The sequence below is a fragment of the Pseudobutyrivibrio sp. 49 genome, assembly GCF_900100545.1.
Taxonomy (GTDB): Bacteria; Bacillota; Clostridia; order Lachnospirales; family Lachnospiraceae; genus Pseudobutyrivibrio.
The window spans coordinates 172,598-193,269 of record NZ_FNDP01000003.1 but is presented as its reverse complement, the minus strand read 5'-3'; the positions used below and the strand labels follow the sequence as shown (position 1 = coordinate 193,269).

Here is a 20,672-nt window from a genome sequence, read left to right as displayed (position 1 = left end):
CTAAATTTCGTCCTCTTTTGCTATATCCTCAGCAGACATGTATTTGCGGAAAACTCTCTCCAGTATAGGATGTACTGAAGATGCAACCATACCTGGAAGGAATACCAGAAAGATTGGGAATCGATATACTAATAGACCAAGAAGTACCAAAACTCCAAGTATAGCGATACTCCAACCAATATTAAGTATCATGAATATTGCTGATACCTTAAAGGATTCTTTAAATCCATTCGCAAATCGTGCAATGTAAGCAAAATGATAAATCGCCCAAATAATAGTAACCACTAGCAACACTGTAAAGAAAATAAACATTCCAGCAAATGGGCTATCGTGACTGATAACATTTTTGGTAATATAAATATCTCCTGAAAGGATTCCAAACATCACCATAAAGATAAGCCATGATAATGTAGACTGCTTGAAGTTTTCCTTAAATGAGTGAAAAAACTCTAATGTGTAGCCTCTGCCCCTATAAACACATTTGTGAATCGCATAATAAAGTGCTGTAAGGCTGGCTCCAATTGTAAAAATAGGAATAGAACAAATCAAAAAATAAAAGCCTATTATCAGCATATCCGTAACCTTGGAAATGCCATCAAAAAATCTACTGTTAAAAAATCTACCCAAAATTATTCTCCTTTTTCTATTTTATATATAAGATCGTAGAAGTTCTGTAAGTATTCTTCGCTTCCACTCAAATCTGCTATCATCAAATACTTCATCTTTTCATCAAGTCCAAAGTATTCCTGAATTCCCGTACCTGTGATATCAACAGCCACATCATAATTACCTGTTATGCCGTCATCATCTGTAACATCTACATTGTATAATCGACCTTCACTGGTCCACAAATCCAAAAGCTTATCTGGTGCTGTTGTTTTTAAATCTCGAACAACACCCATATCTACTAGATATTTAACCCCCACTTCGTCAGTAAAAGCAAAATCAAGCTGGCCAGTCATAATGTAAATATCCAGCTTGTTTCCATAGCCACCCATATTTACATCATCATATGTATAAAAATCTGCTGAAAGATTAAATCCATCGTGCTTTGCCATTTTAAGCACATCATGCATTTCATCAGCTACCTTTTCATTGTACTGGCTAGAATTGATAATCATTCCATAAAACTTGTACTGGACATAGGTGAGTGCGTGATGAACACCCCAGGTGATGGCTCCTACAATTAAAAGCGCTACTATTATATGAAACTTGTAATACTCCCATATATATTCAAGCTTCTGTCCAAAGGTCATTTGAGAAAGCTTCTTTTTCTCCCCTTTTAAGGATTTTTTTACAGCCTCCTGCTCATTATCTACATATTTCATAGCATACCTCTTATTACTTAGTCTAAGAGATATAGTACATAAAAAAAAATGCTACTTCAATAAAGAAGTAGCATTTTTAATAAACTTTTTATATTAGATGTTTAATAGCTTTGCATATGCTGCAAGAGCATCTGAAGTATCACCTGAAAGAACCTTCTTTGCAAGTGTCTTACCAAGCTGAACACCTTCCTGATCGAATGAGTTAAGATTCCATACGAATCCCTGGAACATTACCTTATTCTCGAAGTGTGCAAGGAGTGCACCAAGTGTCTCAGGTGTAAGCTGATCACCAACGATGATTGATGATGGGCGGTTACCCTCGAAGTACTTGTTTCTATTATCATCATCCTTACCACAAGCGAAGGCCATAATCTGAGCTGCTACGTTAGCGCAGAGCTTCTGCTGTGATGTGCTATCCTCGATAACAACATCTGTAGCCATCTGGCTCTTCTTGAAGCCAACGAACTGAAGTGGAATGATATCTGTTCCCTGGTGAAGGAGCTGATAGAAGCTGTGCTGTCCGTTTGTACCTGGCTCACCAAAGATAACTGGGCCAGTAACATAATCAACAGGCTCGCCGAAACGGTTTACACTCTTTCCGTTTGACTCCATATCAAGCTGCTGTAAGTGAGCAGGGAAACGGCTAAGTGCCTGTGAGTATGGAAGAACTGCTGTAGTCTCATAACCGAGAATGTTTCTCTCATAAACACCGATAAGAGCATCAAGCATTGCAGGGTTCTTGCGAATATCTACATTGCGAGCAAGCTTATCTTCTTCTGCTGCACCATTTAAGAATCTAGCGAATACATCTGGACCAAATGCAAGTGAAAGGATTGCGCCACCTACTGAAGATGTAGATGAGTAACGTCCACCGATGTAATCATCCATGAAGAATGCGTCAAGGTAATCAGCTGACTTTGCAAGTGGTGAGGCATCTGATGTTACAGCAATCATGTGCTTAGATGCATCAAGACCAGCCTTCTTTAAAGCATCCTTAACGAATGACTCGTTTGTAAGTGTCTCAAGTGTAGTACCTGACTTAGAAACGAGAATGAAAATAGAATGAGCAACATCAACACCAGCAAGAACTGATGCAGCATCATCTGGATCTACGTTTGAAATGAAACGAGCTTCCATCTTGAATGTGCCTGTTACTTTTGCCCAATTCTCAAGAGCAAGATACATAGCGCGAGGACCAAGGTCTGATCCGCCGATACCTATCTGAACAGCTGTAGTGAACTTTTCGCCATTCTCGTTAACGATTTCACCATTGTGAACCTTGTTAGCGAACTCTGCGATACGCTCCTGCTGCTTAACATAGAACTCCCTTTTGTTAACCCCATCAGCAATAACATCCCCGCCAAGCTGACCACGTGTAAGCTGGTGAAGAACTAATCTCTTTTCCCCTGTATTAATAACCTCTCCGTTGAAAAGTGCTGAGTATTTGTCGATAAGCTCTGCTTCGTCAGCAAGTCCCTGAAGTGCATCAAGAACAGTGTCATCAACCTGCTTTGCAGCGAAGTTGTATGCCATACCATTTGACATTGGAACTGAGTACTCTGCAACACGCTTTGCACCGTTTGCTCCAGCCATAACTGACTTAAGCTCTACCTGATTCTTCAACCCCTGAAGAGTCTTGTAAGATTCAAGCTTATCAAAATTATTCCATGCTACCATTTTCTTACTCCTTTTATAATGTAAAATACTTTTGCTCTCATGAAAATAGCTAAAACGTTTTCTAACCAAAAATTTTATAATAAAACAGGGTGTAATACAATAGATTACACCCATTTTTCAATATCTTATTTCAGTTAATACTCAAAGTTTTTTATTAGTGTTTGAGCAACTTTTGTTGCGCACAGCTTCTATATTGCACCTAGCTGCATCCTGTAATATTTCTCGTAAATGCCACCCTCTTTTATGAGCTCTTTATGAGTTCCTCTTTCCTTGATTCCATCACCATCTAATACAATGATTTCATCTGCTCCAAGGATTGTAGATAAACGATGGGCGATTGTGATAGTGGTTCTTCCCACTGCCAGCTTATCCAAGCTCTCCTGAATGTAACGCTCGCTTTCATTATCAAGGGCGCTTGTTGCCTCATCCAAAATAAGAATAGGTGGATTCTTAAGGAATACTCGTGATATAGAGATGCGCTGCTTCTGTCCACCAGAAAGTCTGGTGCCTCGCTCGCCTACCTCTGTATCAAATCCATTTGGAAGGCTTTCGATAAAATCAAGGAGGTCAGCATTTCTTGCAGCCTCTATGATTTCTTCCATTGTGGCATCTGGCTTTCCGTATGCTATGTTCTCTTTGATGGTTCCATTGAACAGATAAACATCCTGCTGCACGATACCAATATACGAACGAAGAGATTTCTGTGTAACAGTCTTAACATCTACGCCATCGATGCACACCTGTCCGCCTGTAACATCATAAAATCTAGGTATCAGAGCGCAAAGTGTAGTCTTTCCTCCGCCTGATGGTCCTACGATTGCTACGGATTTTCCTGCATCTACATGAAGGTCTATATTTTCAAGAACTGTCTCCTCTTCCTCATATGAGAATGATACGTTTTTGAAGTCAATCACACCTGTGACATCTTTAAGCTCTTTAGCATCTGGGCTGTCAACAATCTCAGGCATTGTATCCATAACCTCTGTGAATCTCTCAAAGCCAGCCAAGCCCTTCTGTAGCTGCTCTGTAAATTCCACAAGAACATTTACTGGATTGATAAAGATATTTATATAGAGGGCGTAGATTGCCAAATCCTCACCTGTCAACTGTCCTTTAGCAATGAAATATCCTCCTGCAACCAAAACAGTTATAAACATAAGTCCTTCAAAAAGACTGTTTCCTGCATTGAAGGTTCCCATAAGGATATAATTCTGCTTTTTAGATGAAAGGAAAGAAATATTGCTCTTGTCGAATTTTTCTGTCTCAATATCTTCGCCAGTAAAGGACTTTACAACTCTGATTCCACCGAGAGTATCCTGTAGCGACGAATTAATTCCAGCAATCTTCCTGCGGTTGTCTGCAAAAGTTGCTCGCATCTTTCTGTTTTGCTTAACAGCAAAAATCGCCATAAAGAAAACCACCACCATCAGACAGCTAGTCATAGGAACGTTGATTCTCATAAGAAGAATTAGTGAACCGATTATTTTAATCACTGAAATAAATATGTTCTCTGGACCGTGATGTGCCAGCTCTGAAATATCAAACAAATCTGATACCAGCTTACTCATCATCTCGCCTGTGTTGTGATTGTCATAGTAAGAAAATGAGAATGCTTCATAGCGTTCAAAAAGCTCTCGTCTCATTCCCGATTCCATCTGAGCACCCATCATATGTCCCTGATAACTGACATAATATCTACAGGCACTTCTCACTATATACATTGCAAGTAAAAGCGCTGCTATAATTCCAAGCTTGCTTAAAATTACCTCTGGTGCCTCAAGGAATAATGTGGCCCGAAGAATTCTCAGGAACTGTGGGAAGGTAAGATCAATGATTGATAGTACTGTGGCGCATATCAAATCTAAGATGAATACACCTATATATGGTTTGTAATATGGGATAAATCGTTTAATTAGTTTCATTTGATACCTCGTATAAAATCTAGTTGCATCTAATCTTTCATATTACAATACCATTTTTACATACAAAAAACCACCGGCTCACATGAACCGGTGGTTGAATATTAAGCTTCTAATTCTTCAGCTTTAACTGCATCTGTCTTTGTATCCGCTGCTTCCATTTTCTTCTCATAACGATTGTAAATAATCCAAGCAGCAAGACCAAATACTACAGGGCCACTGAGTGACCAGAATGTAGTCTTGAAATCACCATCAAGTGCTGGCTGAATAATAGCAAATACATTCGCAAAAAGAAGTGTTAATGTTACTACATAGCCCCAGATGTTTGCTGACTTCTGAGATTTGAAAATAACAAAGCTTCTATCAATTCCCTGAAGCTTCTTGAACTTAGGGAATGCGAATGAAATGAACATGTAAGGTACTGTCATTCCAACGTTAACCATAGCTGTTAGGATAACGAAGAACTTCTGCATTGAATCTCCACCAAATGAAACAAGGAGAATCATAACGCTTACGACTGCACACTGTACCCACATAGCATTCTTAGGCATACCGTCTGCTTCGATCTCACCCATCTTACCAGGCCAAAGTTCCTTTGGAGTACCCTCGATAATCTGCTTAAGTGGTGAATAAACAAGTGTAAATAATGCTCCTGCAAGGGCGAGAAGCATGATAAGTGCATAAACACGAGCAAAGCCGTGAGCAAGTGCAACCTGTGTAGCTGCAGTTGCACCAAACACCTTACCAAATGCTGCTGCAAAGTTTGACATAATTACATATGAAACATTTCCAAGTGTGATTGTATCAGCACCAAGAACCTCTGCGTAGTTTGTAAATGAACCTACAAGCATGATAAGAGATGCATAACCAACTACGATAACCATAGCTGCAATGATGATTCCCTTAGGGAAGTTCTTCTTAGGATTCTCTGTCTTATCTACAAGACCACCAACTGCCTCGATTCCGCCGTATGCAAATAACGCATATACGATAAATGAGAGGAGCATGATTGGACTGCCCTGGTATGCAACATTAAGAGGAACCTTAAGGGACTCCATACCTGCGAATGGCTGCTCAAGCTGACCACCGCGAGCGATAATCATAATGATAGAACCAACTACTACCATGATGTTGATAGTAAGAACTGCTGTACCACCAACAGATGTTACCTTGCTAATCTTATCAATACCCTTTGAATCGAAATATGTGATAAAGATGAAGAACAATACAGCCATAAGACCAAGAAGTCTTGAACCAGATAAAAACTCGATTCCGAATAATGACCATGTTGATGTTGTATCTTCACCAAAGATGATGTTTGAAACTGGTACCCAGATACCAGATGATACGTTTACCATCCAAAGAACGTAAGATGTGTACCACATAAATGTACCGATGAATGCGTACTTTGGTCCTACTGACTTACACATCCATGAATACATTCCACCTGTCTCATCCTTGAAAGCAGAACCAAACTCTGCAACCATAAAGGCAAATGGGATGAAGAATAAAATACCTGCGATTACAAACCAAGGAATCGCTGCATATCCCATTAAGTAATAAGAACGTGGAATGTTGTTAAAACCGTAAACTGATGTAAAAATCATCAGAATGAGGGACATAAGCCCTAATTTCTTTTCTTTCATTACTTACTTCCTTATAACAAAATATACTCTTAATTTAATTTTCGCATGAGCGAAAACTCAAATATTATATCATGTCATAAAGGAATTCTCTATAATTTAGTTATATAAAACAGTGAAAATACAATGTGTTAACACTTTAAAACGCAAAAGAAATATACACTAATATTAGTTGATGATGAAAAATAGCACCCAGCAATTTTGCCAGGTGCTACATTCTATCTAATAGCAGAACCATCTGCCCATCTATCCATGATTTTTGTAGAACATCGTTTATTATATCATCAGGTTGATAATTCCCTATTAGAAACGGTGATGTAGGGTCATGAAGACTGCTTTGAGCCATGACAACTTCAGGCTCCGCATTGGCATAACAATATCTACAAAGATGCTTACAGGTGTTGTAAGCTCCAATATCACAGGAAAGATAGCAGGCACATTCTTCTCTTGCGCCCTTCTTCTTTGGAGCATTAAGTCTTTGTCCAATGGCTCTCTCATAATCTGTAATTGTCATGCACCCACTACAGTCTGCTCCAAACTTAGCCAGCTCATCTCCTTCTGCACAGGGCTTAACTGTCATTCCATGAGCTGCTGCAATTTCTATAATCTTCTTTCCCATTCTAAGACGCTGGTCTTTTGTAACTGCCTTTGCTTCAGGGAAATTTCTTCTTACCTTAGGATATAAATCTATGAAGCTGATAACTACTGTTTTTGTGTATCCCTCTAGAGCTTCAGCTATTTGCTGAAATGCATTAATGTGATATTCCTCTGTGTATCTATCTGAGATGAAGATTGGATCATATCTCCAGCCAACCCGGTTTATGCCAACCATCTGGGACAGTGTTTTAAAATCCTCTATCAGCTTGTGCTTATCCGGTACATTGGGCTCAATATCTCTTCCATATGAAGTCAGGGTCACAAACCAATACTGTCCATAGTCCTTTAGCAAATCCATATACTTAAACATAGGCGCTGGATTCTTAGTACAAAAACCGATTACATCCACCACCTCAGGATTCAGCCTGTATCTACTTACTTGCTTTGGATTATATGGATTTCTAACACAGACATATCCTTCTCTCAGCCTGTTCGCAAACCAGTCTGAATAAAACGCTGGAATGTCCGTGCGCTGCCCTGTGTTTATTATCATAATCTACCTTTCATTCCTCTACTCTAAATACTTGGCATTGACATACTTTGTATTTCTCGCTTGTCCTATCTTTTTTATTGAACCACTCTTTACCATTTTACCTAGCACTGCCTCAACGGTTGTAGGGCTAACATCTAGTAATACTTCACATATCTCAGCCTTTGATACAGGTAAAACACTATTTAAAACTGTTTGCTCTACCCTTTCACTCTTTGCAATCTTTTTCCCATTCACAGTTGAAAAGCGCTTATCCAATTCTTTGTAACACTTATATAGTGTAGACAAAAAATTCTTCATGAACTCAAAATATGAATTCTCATTTTCATGCCATCCTTGAGAAGAAGCATGCAATGCTTCATAGTAAAATTCTTTTGAATTATTTATCTGTTCCTCGAATGAGACATATTTACATACATCGTATCCGCTCTTATATAACAACAAAATAGATAATAATCTCGAAACTCGTCCATTACCGTCTGCAAATGGATGTATGCATAAAAAATCCAAAATTACACATGGAATCAAAAGTAACTTATTAACCCTTGGATTATCTCTTGCATCTATATAAGCTAAGATAAGTTGTTCCATTGCATCTTTTGTCTCATCTGCTGGTATTGGAGTAAAACGAACTTTACGTCTTCCATTTTCATCAACCTGTAATATTAGATTGTCATCAACTTTATATTTACCTGACAGTTCATATCCTGCCAAATCTGTCATCATCTGATGAATATGTAAAATTGTATTCTCGCTGAAACTCATAGACTGATGGTTTTTATGAATCTCATCTAATGCGTCTCGGTATCCAGCAATTTCACGTTCGCTATGGTTTAAAGGAGCACTATCTCCATTCACAATTTCTTTAATTCTAGCATCTGTAGTGATAATTCCTTCAATAGCATTTGACCCTTTTACAGACTGCACTCTAGCTATTTTTTCAAGTTCAGTATATATGCTTTGATTAGCATCCTTACGCTCAGACGATATCGCATCAAATGCTGCAATTGATGCTGTTAAATTAACCATTTCAGCAGGTAACATTCCCTCATCTAAAAAAGAATAATCATATTTATGCATATAGTACCTCCTCAAGTATCTGCATATAATATACAATAAAATATGCAGATACTCAAACAGTATCTGCATATAAATTGACTATTAATATGCAGATACTTACTTTTTTGTATGCAGAAAAGCATCCACATCATTAACAGCCTGTAGCTCCACACATGCTGCTCCTTTATCTTTTAGGATTAAGCTATAGGAATCCTCCATAGATAATACCTGGTGAATTCTTTTTTTTATCTAACTATCAAATATCCGATAACTGGACCTAAAAAAATTGCTATATATATCAGTGTAATCCATGGCTGATAGTCCACATAAAACTCTTTAAAGGTTAATCTCCATGGATGCTTAATCAGAACCCATCCAACCAAATCAACTACTATGCATATGATTGCCCAAATTGCACCTGCTATTAGAGCCGCAGATAATGTCTGAGCATCTAATCCTCTCATATAAACACATCCTAATAAAGAAAAAATAACAATGTTGTACAGTGGATGCCAAGGCTTGGTTTTCTCATAACCTTCTCCCATACCTGGGCTCTCCTTCATGGATTTCATGTGTAATACCTTGATGTTAAAAATGGTTTGACCAATTCCAATCCATGTAACAATCACATAACCAATCAGTAACAGTAACAATAATCTCCCTAAATTCATAATATCATCTCCTATTCTCCAGCTACATATTCAAGTGAGAACTGCTCACATACTACCTTTGATTCCTCAGTAAATGGAATGCCACTTTCCTCTGCGCACTCCTCGAAAAATTCCTTATGCACTCTTCTCCAATAATCTAATGATCGGTCGCCCTCACCCTCTGCAAATGCGTGTGATTCTGGAACCTCATTGAATGGAAGAATAAATACTTCCTTAGTCCTAATGACACAAACTGCCTCTTCTTTACCATTTAGTATTACACTGTATTCTCCCACTTGTGGAAGCTCATCAAGTGCATCCTCAGCCACATAATCATCATAGGAGCTGGCTGTTCCATACTTAATTCCTTTGACTACTAAATCTGCCAATTCATCTGCAGTCTCTTCATCATCTCCGAACCCCCATGCCTCATATGGCGTACTAATATCTACATTCTTCTTTTCACAAAACTCTTTCCATAATTCTTTTTCTGTCATTTTGTTACCTCATGTTTTAAGTATTTATTATCTGCTTAGTTTTTTCTCCATCAAATAAAATCTGCCCTTGCGCCAGTCAGCATGACCACGTTTAGCATATCCATTCTTTCCATAAAGACTCAGTGCATATGGATTCTCCGAGAAAACATCCAGTCTCACTGAATCATATTCCATATCTGTCAGCTGATTCTCGATGTGCTCAAGCACCTTCTTGCCCACTCCATTATTCTGAAAATCTGGTGATACACATAATCTATGAATGATACATGGGTTTTCATTTTCCCATTCGCATTTACGATATTCGTCATCACACTCTTCGCTTACTACATAGATTGCCGCAAGCTTATCATCCTCTGATGCCACATAAAGTGTTTCCTTCTTAATGTCATCTTCAAAATCATCAGCTATAGGATATATATCATCCCACTGCTCTATACCCTGCTCAGACATGAGCCTCTTGGCCGCATCTACCATAATGCAGATTTCCTGTATATCTTCTAATGTTCCTAGTCTGTAATCCATCTTCAAGCCTCCATTTCAAGTAAAACAACTATTATTTCTTTGCCACTTCCTGCAACTCAAAGCGATACTTCTGCTTCACATCGGGATACTTCACATGGTCAACCTCTGATAAAAACATCTCCTTAGGTCTTACCCAAAGCGATCCATCATCATAAAGCTTTCTGTAGATAACCATTTCTTCCTGTGTTTCCGAATCTCTGGCAACATCCTCAACTAAATAATAATTGCCCTTGAAATGCTTATATATTCTATGTAACTGTAGTTCCTGCATCACTAATCCTCCCAATAATAATTTGTACTCTACTATAAGTGATTTGTGAGTATAAATAAAGCCCTATAGCAGTATTTTTATCTACTATAGAGCCTTATTTATTACATTCTTTTTTACCGATTACAATATTCTAATACTTTGTTATAAAAATTCTTATCCTCTTCAAAAAGGCCGTGTCCAAGTCCATCAAATATCTCCAACTCACTACCAGCGATACCTTCTTTCAACTCATACGGTGCATCATTTCCGACTGTGTTATCCCTGTTGCCTGATAAGATGTATGTTGGACACTTTATTTTTGCCAACTCTCCACGGGCATCAAAATTTAAGATAGCATGAGCATTTATAAGGAATCTGTCATAGCTTGCTGGCTTTGTGAATCTGGATAAGGCAGGAAGATACTTCTTATTCTTTTCGTTGAATTCAGGCGTATAAACCTTTTCTGCTGTATCTAGCATCAGGTTTGTGTGGGTGTCTGTGCTTGTCATCTCAATCCACTTAGTTACAACGCTTTTAATAGTGTCATTAGCATATGACGCTGTCACCACAAGAATAAGCTTTTCCACCAACTTAGGATGATTTGCAGCCAGGTACTGTGAAACCATTCCTCCTTGAGACACTCCCATAACTATTGCTTTATCTATCCCAAGATTCTTCAGTGCTTCTGCCTGATCATCTGCCATTTCTTTTATAGAGTAGTTTTCTGGAAGATCATTTTTTCTGCTGAACATATAGACTGTGTAATCTTTAAAAAAATGTTTGTATGAACCTGCCAATAAAAATGCTTTGCCTTTTACAGTCCACAAACCATCTGATAATCCTGGTAAAACAATCAGATTCTTTTCCCCTTCTCCGAAAGCCACATAATACATATCTGTATTTCCGACTTTCACACAGCCATTCTTTCGCATTATATCTCCTCCCTGTGCCCATCTAAGAAATTTATTGCTCTTTTAGATTATATCTCCATCTAAATACTGCAACTCCAATGATTACCACATATCCAATAAATGATAACAGTGTTGGTAATTCTCCCAAGAAAAGAATACCAAGGATTGCAGCAAAAATCACCTGTGTATAATCGAATACTGATATCTCTTTTGCAGGTGCAAATTTATATGCAGAAGTAATTCCAAACTGACCTATTGTGGCAGATAGTCCTGCCATGACAAGACATAACAATTGAATCGGCTTAAGAGGGACATAGTTCATAACTATAAATGGAATTGTAACCACTGTTGAAAACACAGAAAAGCAAAGTACTATTATCGGTGTTCTCTCACCTTTCTTACCTAGTCTTCTAACAAAAACATAAGCTGTTCCTGCTCCGAATCCTCCATACAATCCAATAAGTGCAGGGACAAGCTGCATATTACTTCCAGTTGGTTTTACAATCAGCATCGCTCCAAAGAACGCAATAATTACAGCCAATATATCAATCTTCTTTGGCTTCTCTTTAAGAATAGGGATGGAAATCAAGATTGCAAAAAATGGTGACAGCTTATTTAGCATGTTTGCATCTGCGATATTCAACTTATCAATGGCATAGAAGTTTGCGATAAGTCCACTTGTGCCAAACAAGCATCTGAAGAATATATCTGTTCCGCACCCTTTTTGAATTCTAATCTTCTCACCAGATTTAGCTAAGAGAATCAGTGATGCAATGATAGCAACCGCATTTCTGAAGAAGGCCTTCTCCATAGTTGGAATATCTCCAGATATTCTCACAAAGAATGTCATCAGCGAAAAGCCAAAGGCCGCAAATAATATGCATATTATTCCTTTTGATTTATTACTAATTTTATTAATGTCTTTCATCATTTTTCTTCCGTATAAACAAAAACCTTCTTGGATATTACTATCCAAAAAGGTTTTGAATGTTTTTATTAGTATAACTTTGCACCAGCTGGGATGTGGTTATCAATCATAAGAAGGTGAAGCTCTTCACCGTCTGAATCCTTGAGGTTGTTAACTGCTGAAAGTAACATACCGCAAGACTCGATACCCATCATAGCACGTGGTGGAAGGTTTGTAATTGCTACAAGTGTCTTGCCAACTAATTCCTCTGGCTCATAGAACTCATGAATTCCTGAAAGGATTGTTCTATCTGTGCCTGTTCCGTCATCAAGTGTAAACTGAAGAAGCTTCTTTGACTTTGGAACTGCCTGGCAGGCCTTAACCTTTACAGCACGGAAATCTGACTTAGAGAATGTCTCAAAATCAACTGACTCCTCGAATAATGGCTCGATAGCTACATTTGAGAAATCAATCTGGCTGTTTGGTGTGAAGAAGCCTGTTGCCTCTTCTGCTGCACCGCTCTTCTTTGGTGCATCAAGACTCTTCATAGTTGGGAAGAGGAGTACATCACGGATAGCCTGACTATCTGTAAGTAACATGCAAAGACGATCAAGACCATAACCGATACCGCCTGTAGGTGGCATACCGATTTCGAGTGCGTTGAGGAAGTCCTCATCTGTGTGCTCAGCCTCATCATCGCCTGCTTCTGCGTTAGCATCCTGTGCTGCAAAACGCTCTCTCTGATCGATTGGATCATTAAGCTCTGAGTATGCGTTACACATCTCCCATGTATTAATGAAGAGCTCGAAACGCTCTACCTTTGTAGGGTCTGTAGGCTTCTTCTTTGTAAGTGGAGAAATCTCGATTGGATGATCTGTAATAAATGTAGGCTGAATAAGATTCTCCTCGCAGAACTCCTCGAAGAAGAGGTTAAGGATATCACCCTTCTTGTGACGTTCCTCAAACTCAACGCCCTTTTCACGAGCGATAGCCTTTGCTGCCTCATCATCAGCAATAGTATCAAAATCAACGCCTGCAAACTTCTTTACAGCGTCTGTCATTGTCATTCTAGCAAATGGCTTGCCAAGGTCGATTTCAATTCCGTTGTAAGAAATCTTTGTAGAACCAACAACCTTCTCAGCAAGACGACGGAACATAGTCTCTGTAAGCTCCATCATACCTTCGTAATCTGTGTATGCCTGGTAAAGCTCCATAAGTGTGAACTCAGGATTGTGACGAGTATCAACACCCTCGTTACGGAATACACGACCGATTTCGTATACACGCTCGAAACCACCAACGATAAGTCTCTTAAGGTAAAGCTCAAGAGAAATACGAAGCTTAACATCCTCGTTAAGTGAGTTGTAGTGTGTCTCGAATGGACGAGCTGCTGCACCACCAGCGTTTGAAACAAGGATAGGTGTCTCAACTTCCATGAAATCACGCTCTGCAAGGAAATTACGGATTTCCTTCATCATAAGTGAACGCTTAACAAATACGTCACGAGAATCCTTGTTCATTACAAGGTCAACATATCTCTGACGATATCTCATATCTGTATCTGTAAGTCCGTGGAACTTCTCTGGGAGAATCTGAAGAGACTTAGAAAGAAGTGTAAGCTCCTCAGCGTGGATTGAAATCTCACCTGTCTTTGTTCTGAAAGCCCAACCCTTGATACCATAGATATCACCAATATCAGACTTCTTGAAATCAGCGTAAGAATCCTCACCGATTGCATCTCTTGCAACATAAACCTGAATATCACCCTTACGGTCACGTATGTTACAGAAGCTAGCCTTACCCATTACACGCTTGAACATCATACGTCCTGCAATGCTAACGTGGATTGGCTGAGCATCCATGATTTCGCGGCGCTCATTGTAATCATCGTTAACTGCCTGCTTTGCAGCCTCTTCGTCCATGCCATCTGTATTTACTGGCTGACGACCTGCAAGAAGCTTAGCCTCATGCTCTTCGTATAAATTTCTAGCCTCATCTGTGTGATGAGTCTGGTCAAACTTTGTAATCTGAAATGGGTCCTTGCCTGCCTCCTGAAGTGCAGCAAGCTTTTCGCGGCGAACCTGAAGTAACTGATTTGTATCCTGGCTGCCACCATTGTTCTGCTGTGCCATATTTTCTCCTTTGTTATTTCATATATATTTAATTAGATTAGTAATTACATAAAAAGTCATTCAATTATAGACCTAGAAAACTCTAGGTGTCAAGGGCGTACTAAACCATCTGTACAAGCCAAACGTCACTCTTCACCATGAAGTATCCCATGATGTTTTTGATAAGCTCTGTACCCTGTACAAGGAAGTAAACCCATACGATTCCAAGACCAGTATAATGAGCCAAAACAAATGCACATGGTGCAACTATAACCCATGTAAACACTGAGTCGAAAAGGAATGTAACAAGAGTCTTTCCACCTGAACGAAGTGTAAAATATGAGCAGTGACTAAAGCTGCAGGAAGGCATCCAAATGGCTGCCACTGCAATAAATCTTGTTGCAAGAGAGCGAATCTCTGGCGCAACGTTGTATATACGTGGGAACAGACCTCCAAATGCAAACATCATAATAGCCATGATTGTACAGCAGAATACACTGAAAGCTATCATCTTATTATCTGCATCCTTTGCCTCTTCCAATTCACCAGCTCCCAAGTACTGACCAACAACAATGCTGATGCACGCACCAAGCTGAATGAATACAATGTTGAAAAGGTTCGCTATAGTGTTTGACATACTAAGTGCTGTCAGTACGTTCATTCCTCTTACTGAGTAACTTTGAGTAACCATACTCATACCTGCTGCCCAAAGCACTTCGTTAAGCATAAGTGGTGCGCCTTTTATAAGAATCTGTCTTAATACGTTTGCTGGCAAACCAAATCCTGTATAGGCTCCCTCCAGATATCTATTGAGCTCCCTATGAGAATGTGCCCATATCAATACGATTGCACACTCTATGTATCTGGCTATAACTGTAGCAAGAGCTGCACCTCTTACACCCATCTCTGGGAATGGTCCAAAACCAAAGATTAAGCAATAATCCAAGATAGCGTTTGTTGCTACCGCAACCATACCTGCCACCATAGGAACTACTGTCTGACCTGTTTCTTTGATATTTGTAGCATAGGCCTGATTTACTGCAAATGGTATAAGTCCCACAAGGATTATTGATAGATACTGGAGACCGTATTCCAAAGCAAGCTCTGGTGATGCACCTTCACTTTCTGTAAGGAAAAGTGAAATCAGCTGACTACCAAATACATTGAAAATCAGAATACCTACGAAGGTTGCCAGCAGAGTCGCATAAAGCTTAAAGCGGAAAGTGTACATATGACCTTTGTGGTCTCCCTTTCCAAAATACTGAGCGCCATAAATACTTCCTGCTGAGGCTGCACCAAATATTGCTAATGCAAATACAAAGTGTAGCTGGTTAACTGTTGCGACGGCAGAGATTGCTTCCTGTCCAAGCTGGCCTACCATAATGTTATCCAAAAAGCTTACAAAGTTTGTAATGAAGTTTTGGATAATCATAGGAGTTGCAAGAAAAATGTATCTCCTGTAAAAAGCTTTATCACCAATAAATGTCTTTTTAAATTTTGCTAGCATTTTGTCCTCCTTGTAAGAAAAAAAGGCGCCACAACCCATCGGGTTGTGACGCCATAAATCACATAAATTACTTAGACTTCTTTGCTGCAAGAATCTTGTACTGGAACTCACCAGCTTCAGTCTCAACTGTAACTGTATCGCCCTTCTTGTGTCCAAGAATAGCCTTACCAACTGGAGACTCGTTTGAAATCTTGCCCTTAAGGCTGTTAGCCTCTGTAGAACCAACGATTCTATACTCAACTTCCTCGTCGAACTCTACATCAAGAAGTGTAACTGTCCAACCGATGTTAATATTCTTTGTGTCATGCTCGTCTGTAACGACCTCAGCATTCTTAAGAATCTTCTCGATTTCTTCGATACGAGCTTCGATATCTCTCTGCTCATCCTTAGCTGCATCGTACTCAGCGTTCTCTGAAAGGTCACCCTGCTCTCTGGCTTCCTTAATCTTCTGAGATACTTCTTTACGTTTATTGACCTTGAGATCCTCAAGCTCATCCTCTAATACTTTAAGTCCTTCGGCTGTAAGTAAATTCTTCTTTGCTTCCATAATTTTCCTCTCCAATCGGATGTATTTTTCAATGGATTTTACGCATAAAATCCCTCTAAATCTTAGTAACTTTTTGAATTATAAGCCACACACATATTGATGTCAAGAATTCCCATATTGGTTCATAAAACTTTCAAAAAGTTTTTCTAAATCATCATATGACTCAACATTATTTATTGCCCCACGGAGCTTGCTGGCCCCTTTGTATCCTGCGGTATACCAGGCTGCATGCTTTCGCATTTCCCTGATTCCAAGGTAGTCTCCCTTAAATTCAATCTGCAGCTTTGCATGACGAAGCATAGTCTTTACCATCTCTTCCATAGGAGGCTTTCCAATAATATCTCCTGTCTCGAAGTAATGGAGAATCTGATGGAAAATCCATGGATTTCCCTGAGCTCCTCTGCCTATCATAAAGCCATCACAATTAGTCTGCTCCTTCATTGCGATAACATCCTTTGCATCAAGGATATCACCATTTCCAATTACAGGAATGTTTACTGCAGCCTTTACATCTGCGATGATGCTCCAATCAGCCTTGCCTGAGTAAAACTGTTCGCGAGTTCTACCGTGAACTGCCACTGCTGCTGCACCGGATTCCTGAGCCACATGCGCCATCTCTACTGCGTTAACATGTTCATCGTCAAATCCCTTTCGAATCTTAACAGTAACAGGCTTATTAATTGCCTTTACCATGCTCTCGATGATTTTTCCAGCAAATACTGGATTTTTCATAAGGGCAGAGCCATCACCATTATTAACAACCTTTGGCACTGGGCATCCCATATTGATATCTAAAATATCAAAATTTCTGTGCTCAATCTTTGCAGCCATGGCTCCCATAATCTCAGGGTCGGAACCAAAAAGCTGTAGGCTGACAGGTCGCTCACGCTCATCAACAGTGAGCAGGCTTTCTGTATTTTTATTGTTATACATAATCCCTTTGGCACTGACCATTTCCATGCAACAAAGGGCTGCTCCCTGTTCCTTGCATAGCAAACGAAATGGCAGGTCTGTTACGCCTGCCATTGGTGCCAAAATCAAATTGTTTTCTAAAGTTACATTTCCAATTTGTAATTTTTCTATCATAAACTCGATTATTTCTTCTGCTTATCGTAAATAAACTTCATACCGTAAAGTGTAAGGTTTGGGTTGTAAATATCGATGCACTGAGTCTCGCTAGAAATAAGATTTCCAAGACCACCTGTAGCTACAACCTTAACATTCTCATAACCACTTTCTTTAATCATATTCTTAACTATATATTCTGTCTGACCAATCTGTCCATACACAAGACCTGCCTGCATAGAAGATATTGTTTCCTTTGCAAGAATCTTCTCAGGCTTCTTAATCTCAATTTCTGGAAGCTTAGCAGCATCTTCCCAAAGGGCCTTCGCGCTGATACGAATACCAGGTGCTGTAACTCCAGAAACGAATGCTCCATTTGCATCCACCAAATCATAAGTGGTAGCTGTTCCAAAGTCAAGTACAAGAACTGGTCCACCATAAAGCTCGTAAGCACCTGCTGCATCAACGATACGGTCTGCACCAATCTGCTTAGGATTTTCTGTAGCAATTCTGATACCTGTCTTAATTCCAGCCTCAACAATGATAGGCTGAATATCAAAATACTTAATGATTGAACTTGTAAGAGAGTGCATTACGTTAGGAACAACGGATGCAATAATTACATCATCAATCTTTGTATAATCCAAGTTGTTTGAACGAAGAATCTCGCGGAAGGTGATTCCGAATTCGTCTGATGTACGGTTAATCTTTGTAGTAACACGGAAGCTTCCTAAAAGCTCCTCGCCATCAAAAACACCTAAAGTGATATTTGTATTTCCAACGTCAATTGTAAGAAGCATCTACATGCCCTCCCCTAAGAATACTACTTTATAATATGTTTCAAGCGCCTCGAATAATTCCTCGCGCTCTCTTTGCATTCGCTTTACTATCAAGGCTGACCCAATCTCATCATAGAGAAGGTCATCCTCATTGTGATCTACCTGAATGCGAAGGCTACCGTCCTCATCATAAATCATCTGGATGGTACCGCTGACCTCCTCTGTGTACATAACGCACATAATTTTCAGCTCATCCTTTACCATTGGAGGGAGTCCCTCGAAATCTGGATTTAAATAATATTTTTTAGTGTAGCAGCTGGCGCCACAAAGTACTACTTCATCTTCCATTATACGTATCCATATATTCCACGTACCGAAACTTCTCCGGTGCGGATTATCCTTTCTTCGCTGTCCACCTCTACAATCAGCTCCCCCTTTTCATTAATACCAATGGCAACTGCCTCGTAAGAGTTCTCATGGTCTTCTATTCTAACACGATTACCGCGATTGGCAAGATGCTTCTCATATTCTTCCTTAAGCCCTGTCATATCTTGTGTCTCAATGAAGATATTATAATACTTTTTGAAACTATTCCATATCTCTTTTGTAAGTTCTTCTCTATGACCTTGTCCGCCACCTACTTTTTCCAGCTCTAAATCTACTGATGTAGCCTTGAAGGCAATGTCTTCTGGGAAGGTACGGTTGTGTACATTTACGCCAATGCCAACTACAACAAACCAGACTTTATTATCCTTCATCTCCATCTCGGTAAGTATTCCGCAGATTTTCTTTCCACCGATGACGATGTCGTTTGGCCACTTTATCTGTCCATCTAATCCGTATATACGATACAGGGCATCTCTAACAGCCATGGCCGCCACAACAGTAATCGTAGGTATGGCTTCAAGCTTTATCTCATCTGGTCTTAGCAACATTGAAGTAGCAATAGAATCATGGGATGGTGACTCCCACTTTCTTCCTATACGTCCCTTTCCTGCAGTTTGCTGACCAGCAGAAATCACGAGCCCTTGAGACTCTTCCTCATGGGCTCGTGATTTAATTCTATCGTTGGTTGAATCTACCGATTCAAAATACTCATATCTAATTTCGTTAAGCATTTCCTAATGTTGCGTACATAACAGCCTTGATTGAGTGCATACGATTCTCAGCTTCATCGAAGACTATTGAACGCTCACTTTCAAATATTTCGTCTGTAACTTCCATACAGTCGATTCCAAACTTCTTATGAATCTCTTTACCGATGGTGGTATTTAAATCATGGAATGCTGGAAGACAGTGCATAAACTTTGCATCCTTCTTTGCATATGCAAATGCCTTGGCATTAACCTGATAAGGCGAAAGCTCTTTGATACGTTCCTCCCATACCTCGTCAGGCTCTCCCATTGATACCCATACATCAGTATATACCACATCAGCATCCTTGCAACCCTCAGCCACATTCTCTGTAAGAGTAATTGTAGCACCGGTCTCCTTTGCAATGCTCTGGCATTTTTCTACCAATGATGCCTCTGGGAAATATTTCTTATTTGTGCAAGCCACAAAATCCATACCCAGTTTTGCACATGTGACCATAAGTGAGTTACCCATATTATAACGGGCATCGCCCATATATACAAACTTAATTCCTTTAAGCTTTCCAAAATGCTCTTTGATTGTCATCATATCTGCTATCATCTGTGTTGGATGAGACTCGTTGGTAAGACCATTCCATACAGGCACTCCTGCATATTTAGCCAAATCCTCTACGATGGTCTGTTCAAAACCACGATATTCAATACCGTCGTACATGCGACCAAGTACACGTGCTGTATCGGCAATTGACTCCTTCTTTCCAATCTGTGAGCCAGATGGATCTAGATAAGTAACATTTGCGCCCATATCATAAGCTGCCACTTCAAAAGAACAACGGGTACGTGTAGATGTCTTTTCAAATATTAATGCAATATTTTTTCCAGCCATATAGTTCTTCTGTGACTTTCCCTGTTTCTTCTCTGCCTTAAGCTGTAAAGACAAATCAATCAAACCATTGATTTCCTCAGGTGTGAAGTCCAACATCTTTAAAAAGTTCTTTCCCTTTAAGTCCATAACGTACCTCCTTTGTTCATGTATAAATATTCATTCACTATGGATTT

21 protein-coding genes are annotated in these 20,672 nt (G+C 39.4%); all 21 read right to left on the bottom strand.

Going from position 1 to position 20,672, the window contains the following annotated elements:
- A complete protein-coding gene (locus BLP54_RS05230) occupies positions 1 to 627 on the bottom strand; it encodes a YesL family protein (protein ID WP_090167462.1) in 627 nt (208 codons plus the stop codon).
- 2 nt (positions 628 to 629) lie between these two features.
- On the bottom strand, positions 630 to 1,328 hold the full coding sequence (locus BLP54_RS05225) for a hypothetical protein (protein WP_090167461.1): 699 nt from the start codon (positions 1,326 to 1,328) through the stop codon (positions 630 to 632).
- Positions 1,329 to 1,421: 93 nt separating this feature from the next.
- Positions 1,422 to 3,005, bottom strand: a complete 1,584-nt coding sequence (locus BLP54_RS05220; RefSeq protein WP_090167459.1) for a glucose-6-phosphate isomerase — start codon at positions 3,003 to 3,005, stop codon at positions 1,422 to 1,424.
- A gap of 188 nt (positions 3,006 to 3,193) precedes the next feature.
- The gene (locus BLP54_RS05215; protein ID WP_090167457.1) at positions 3,194 to 4,927 is read right to left on the bottom strand and encodes an ABC transporter ATP-binding protein; all 1,734 of its coding nucleotides are present in this window, start codon (positions 4,925 to 4,927) and stop codon (positions 3,194 to 3,196) included.
- A gap of 101 nt (positions 4,928 to 5,028) precedes the next feature.
- Positions 5,029 to 6,570, bottom strand: coding sequence for a glutamate/gamma-aminobutyrate family transporter YjeM (gene yjeM / locus BLP54_RS05210; RefSeq protein WP_090167455.1), 1,542 nt, complete (start codon positions 6,568 to 6,570; stop codon positions 5,029 to 5,031).
- 208 nt (positions 6,571 to 6,778) lie between these two features.
- A complete protein-coding gene (locus BLP54_RS05205) occupies positions 6,779 to 7,717 on the bottom strand; it encodes a DUF1848 domain-containing protein (RefSeq protein WP_090167453.1) in 939 nt (312 codons plus the stop codon).
- A gap of 18 nt (positions 7,718 to 7,735) precedes the next feature.
- On the bottom strand, positions 7,736 to 8,794 hold the full coding sequence (locus tag BLP54_RS05200) for a Fic family protein (RefSeq protein ID WP_090167450.1): 1,059 nt from the start codon (positions 8,792 to 8,794) through the stop codon (positions 7,736 to 7,738).
- Positions 8,795 to 9,018: 224 nt separating this feature from the next.
- Positions 9,019 to 9,444, bottom strand: a complete 426-nt coding sequence (locus BLP54_RS05195) for a hypothetical protein (protein ID WP_176754476.1) — start codon at positions 9,442 to 9,444, stop codon at positions 9,019 to 9,021.
- 11 nt (positions 9,445 to 9,455) lie between these two features.
- On the bottom strand, positions 9,456 to 9,920 hold the full coding sequence (locus BLP54_RS05190; protein ID WP_090167448.1) for an ASCH domain-containing protein: 465 nt from the start codon (positions 9,918 to 9,920) through the stop codon (positions 9,456 to 9,458).
- Between the two features lie 27 nt (positions 9,921 to 9,947).
- Positions 9,948 to 10,442, bottom strand: coding sequence for a GNAT family N-acetyltransferase (locus tag BLP54_RS05185; protein ID WP_090167446.1), 495 nt, complete (start codon positions 10,440 to 10,442; stop codon positions 9,948 to 9,950).
- A 31-nt stretch (positions 10,443 to 10,473) separates the two neighbouring features.
- Entirely contained in the window at positions 10,474 to 10,713 is a 240-nt protein-coding gene (locus BLP54_RS05180) for a DUF1653 domain-containing protein (RefSeq protein WP_090167444.1), read from the bottom strand.
- A gap of 113 nt (positions 10,714 to 10,826) precedes the next feature.
- The gene (locus BLP54_RS05175) at positions 10,827 to 11,624 is read right to left on the bottom strand and encodes an alpha/beta fold hydrolase (RefSeq protein ID WP_090167442.1); all 798 of its coding nucleotides are present in this window, start codon (positions 11,622 to 11,624) and stop codon (positions 10,827 to 10,829) included.
- A gap of 31 nt (positions 11,625 to 11,655) precedes the next feature.
- Positions 11,656 to 12,534, bottom strand: coding sequence for a DMT family transporter (locus tag BLP54_RS05170; RefSeq protein WP_090167440.1), 879 nt, complete (start codon positions 12,532 to 12,534; stop codon positions 11,656 to 11,658).
- Positions 12,535 to 12,599: 65 nt separating this feature from the next.
- Positions 12,600 to 14,642, bottom strand: a complete 2,043-nt coding sequence (lysS, locus tag BLP54_RS05165; protein WP_090167438.1) for a lysine--tRNA ligase — start codon at positions 14,640 to 14,642, stop codon at positions 12,600 to 12,602.
- 100 nt (positions 14,643 to 14,742) lie between these two features.
- Complete coding sequence (locus tag BLP54_RS05160; RefSeq protein ID WP_090167436.1) at positions 14,743 to 16,128, bottom strand: MATE family efflux transporter; 1,386 nt, start codon at positions 16,126 to 16,128, stop codon at positions 14,743 to 14,745.
- A gap of 67 nt (positions 16,129 to 16,195) precedes the next feature.
- Complete coding sequence (gene greA, locus BLP54_RS05155; protein WP_090167434.1) at positions 16,196 to 16,675, bottom strand: transcription elongation factor GreA; 480 nt, start codon at positions 16,673 to 16,675, stop codon at positions 16,196 to 16,198.
- Positions 16,676 to 16,777: 102 nt separating this feature from the next.
- Positions 16,778 to 17,761, bottom strand: a complete 984-nt coding sequence (gene dusB / locus BLP54_RS05150) for a tRNA dihydrouridine synthase DusB (RefSeq protein ID WP_090167432.1) — start codon at positions 17,759 to 17,761, stop codon at positions 16,778 to 16,780.
- 8 nt (positions 17,762 to 17,769) lie between these two features.
- Positions 17,770 to 18,540 (bottom strand): type III pantothenate kinase, encoded by a 771-nt coding sequence (locus BLP54_RS05145; protein WP_090167430.1) that lies wholly within the window; start codon positions 18,538 to 18,540, stop codon positions 17,770 to 17,772.
- The gene (locus BLP54_RS05140; RefSeq protein WP_090167428.1) at positions 18,541 to 18,867 is read right to left on the bottom strand and encodes a DUF6145 family protein; all 327 of its coding nucleotides are present in this window, start codon (positions 18,865 to 18,867) and stop codon (positions 18,541 to 18,543) included.
- Positions 18,867 to 19,637, bottom strand: a complete 771-nt coding sequence (locus BLP54_RS05135; protein WP_090167425.1) for a biotin--[acetyl-CoA-carboxylase] ligase — start codon at positions 19,635 to 19,637, stop codon at positions 18,867 to 18,869. The genes BLP54_RS05140 and BLP54_RS05135 overlap by 1 nt, the downstream gene beginning before the upstream one ends.
- Complete coding sequence (gene argF, locus BLP54_RS05130; protein WP_090167423.1) at positions 19,630 to 20,625, bottom strand: ornithine carbamoyltransferase; 996 nt, start codon at positions 20,623 to 20,625, stop codon at positions 19,630 to 19,632. Before argF ends, BLP54_RS05135 begins: the two co-directional genes overlap by 8 nt.
- Between the last annotated feature and the right edge of the window lie 47 nt (positions 20,626 to 20,672).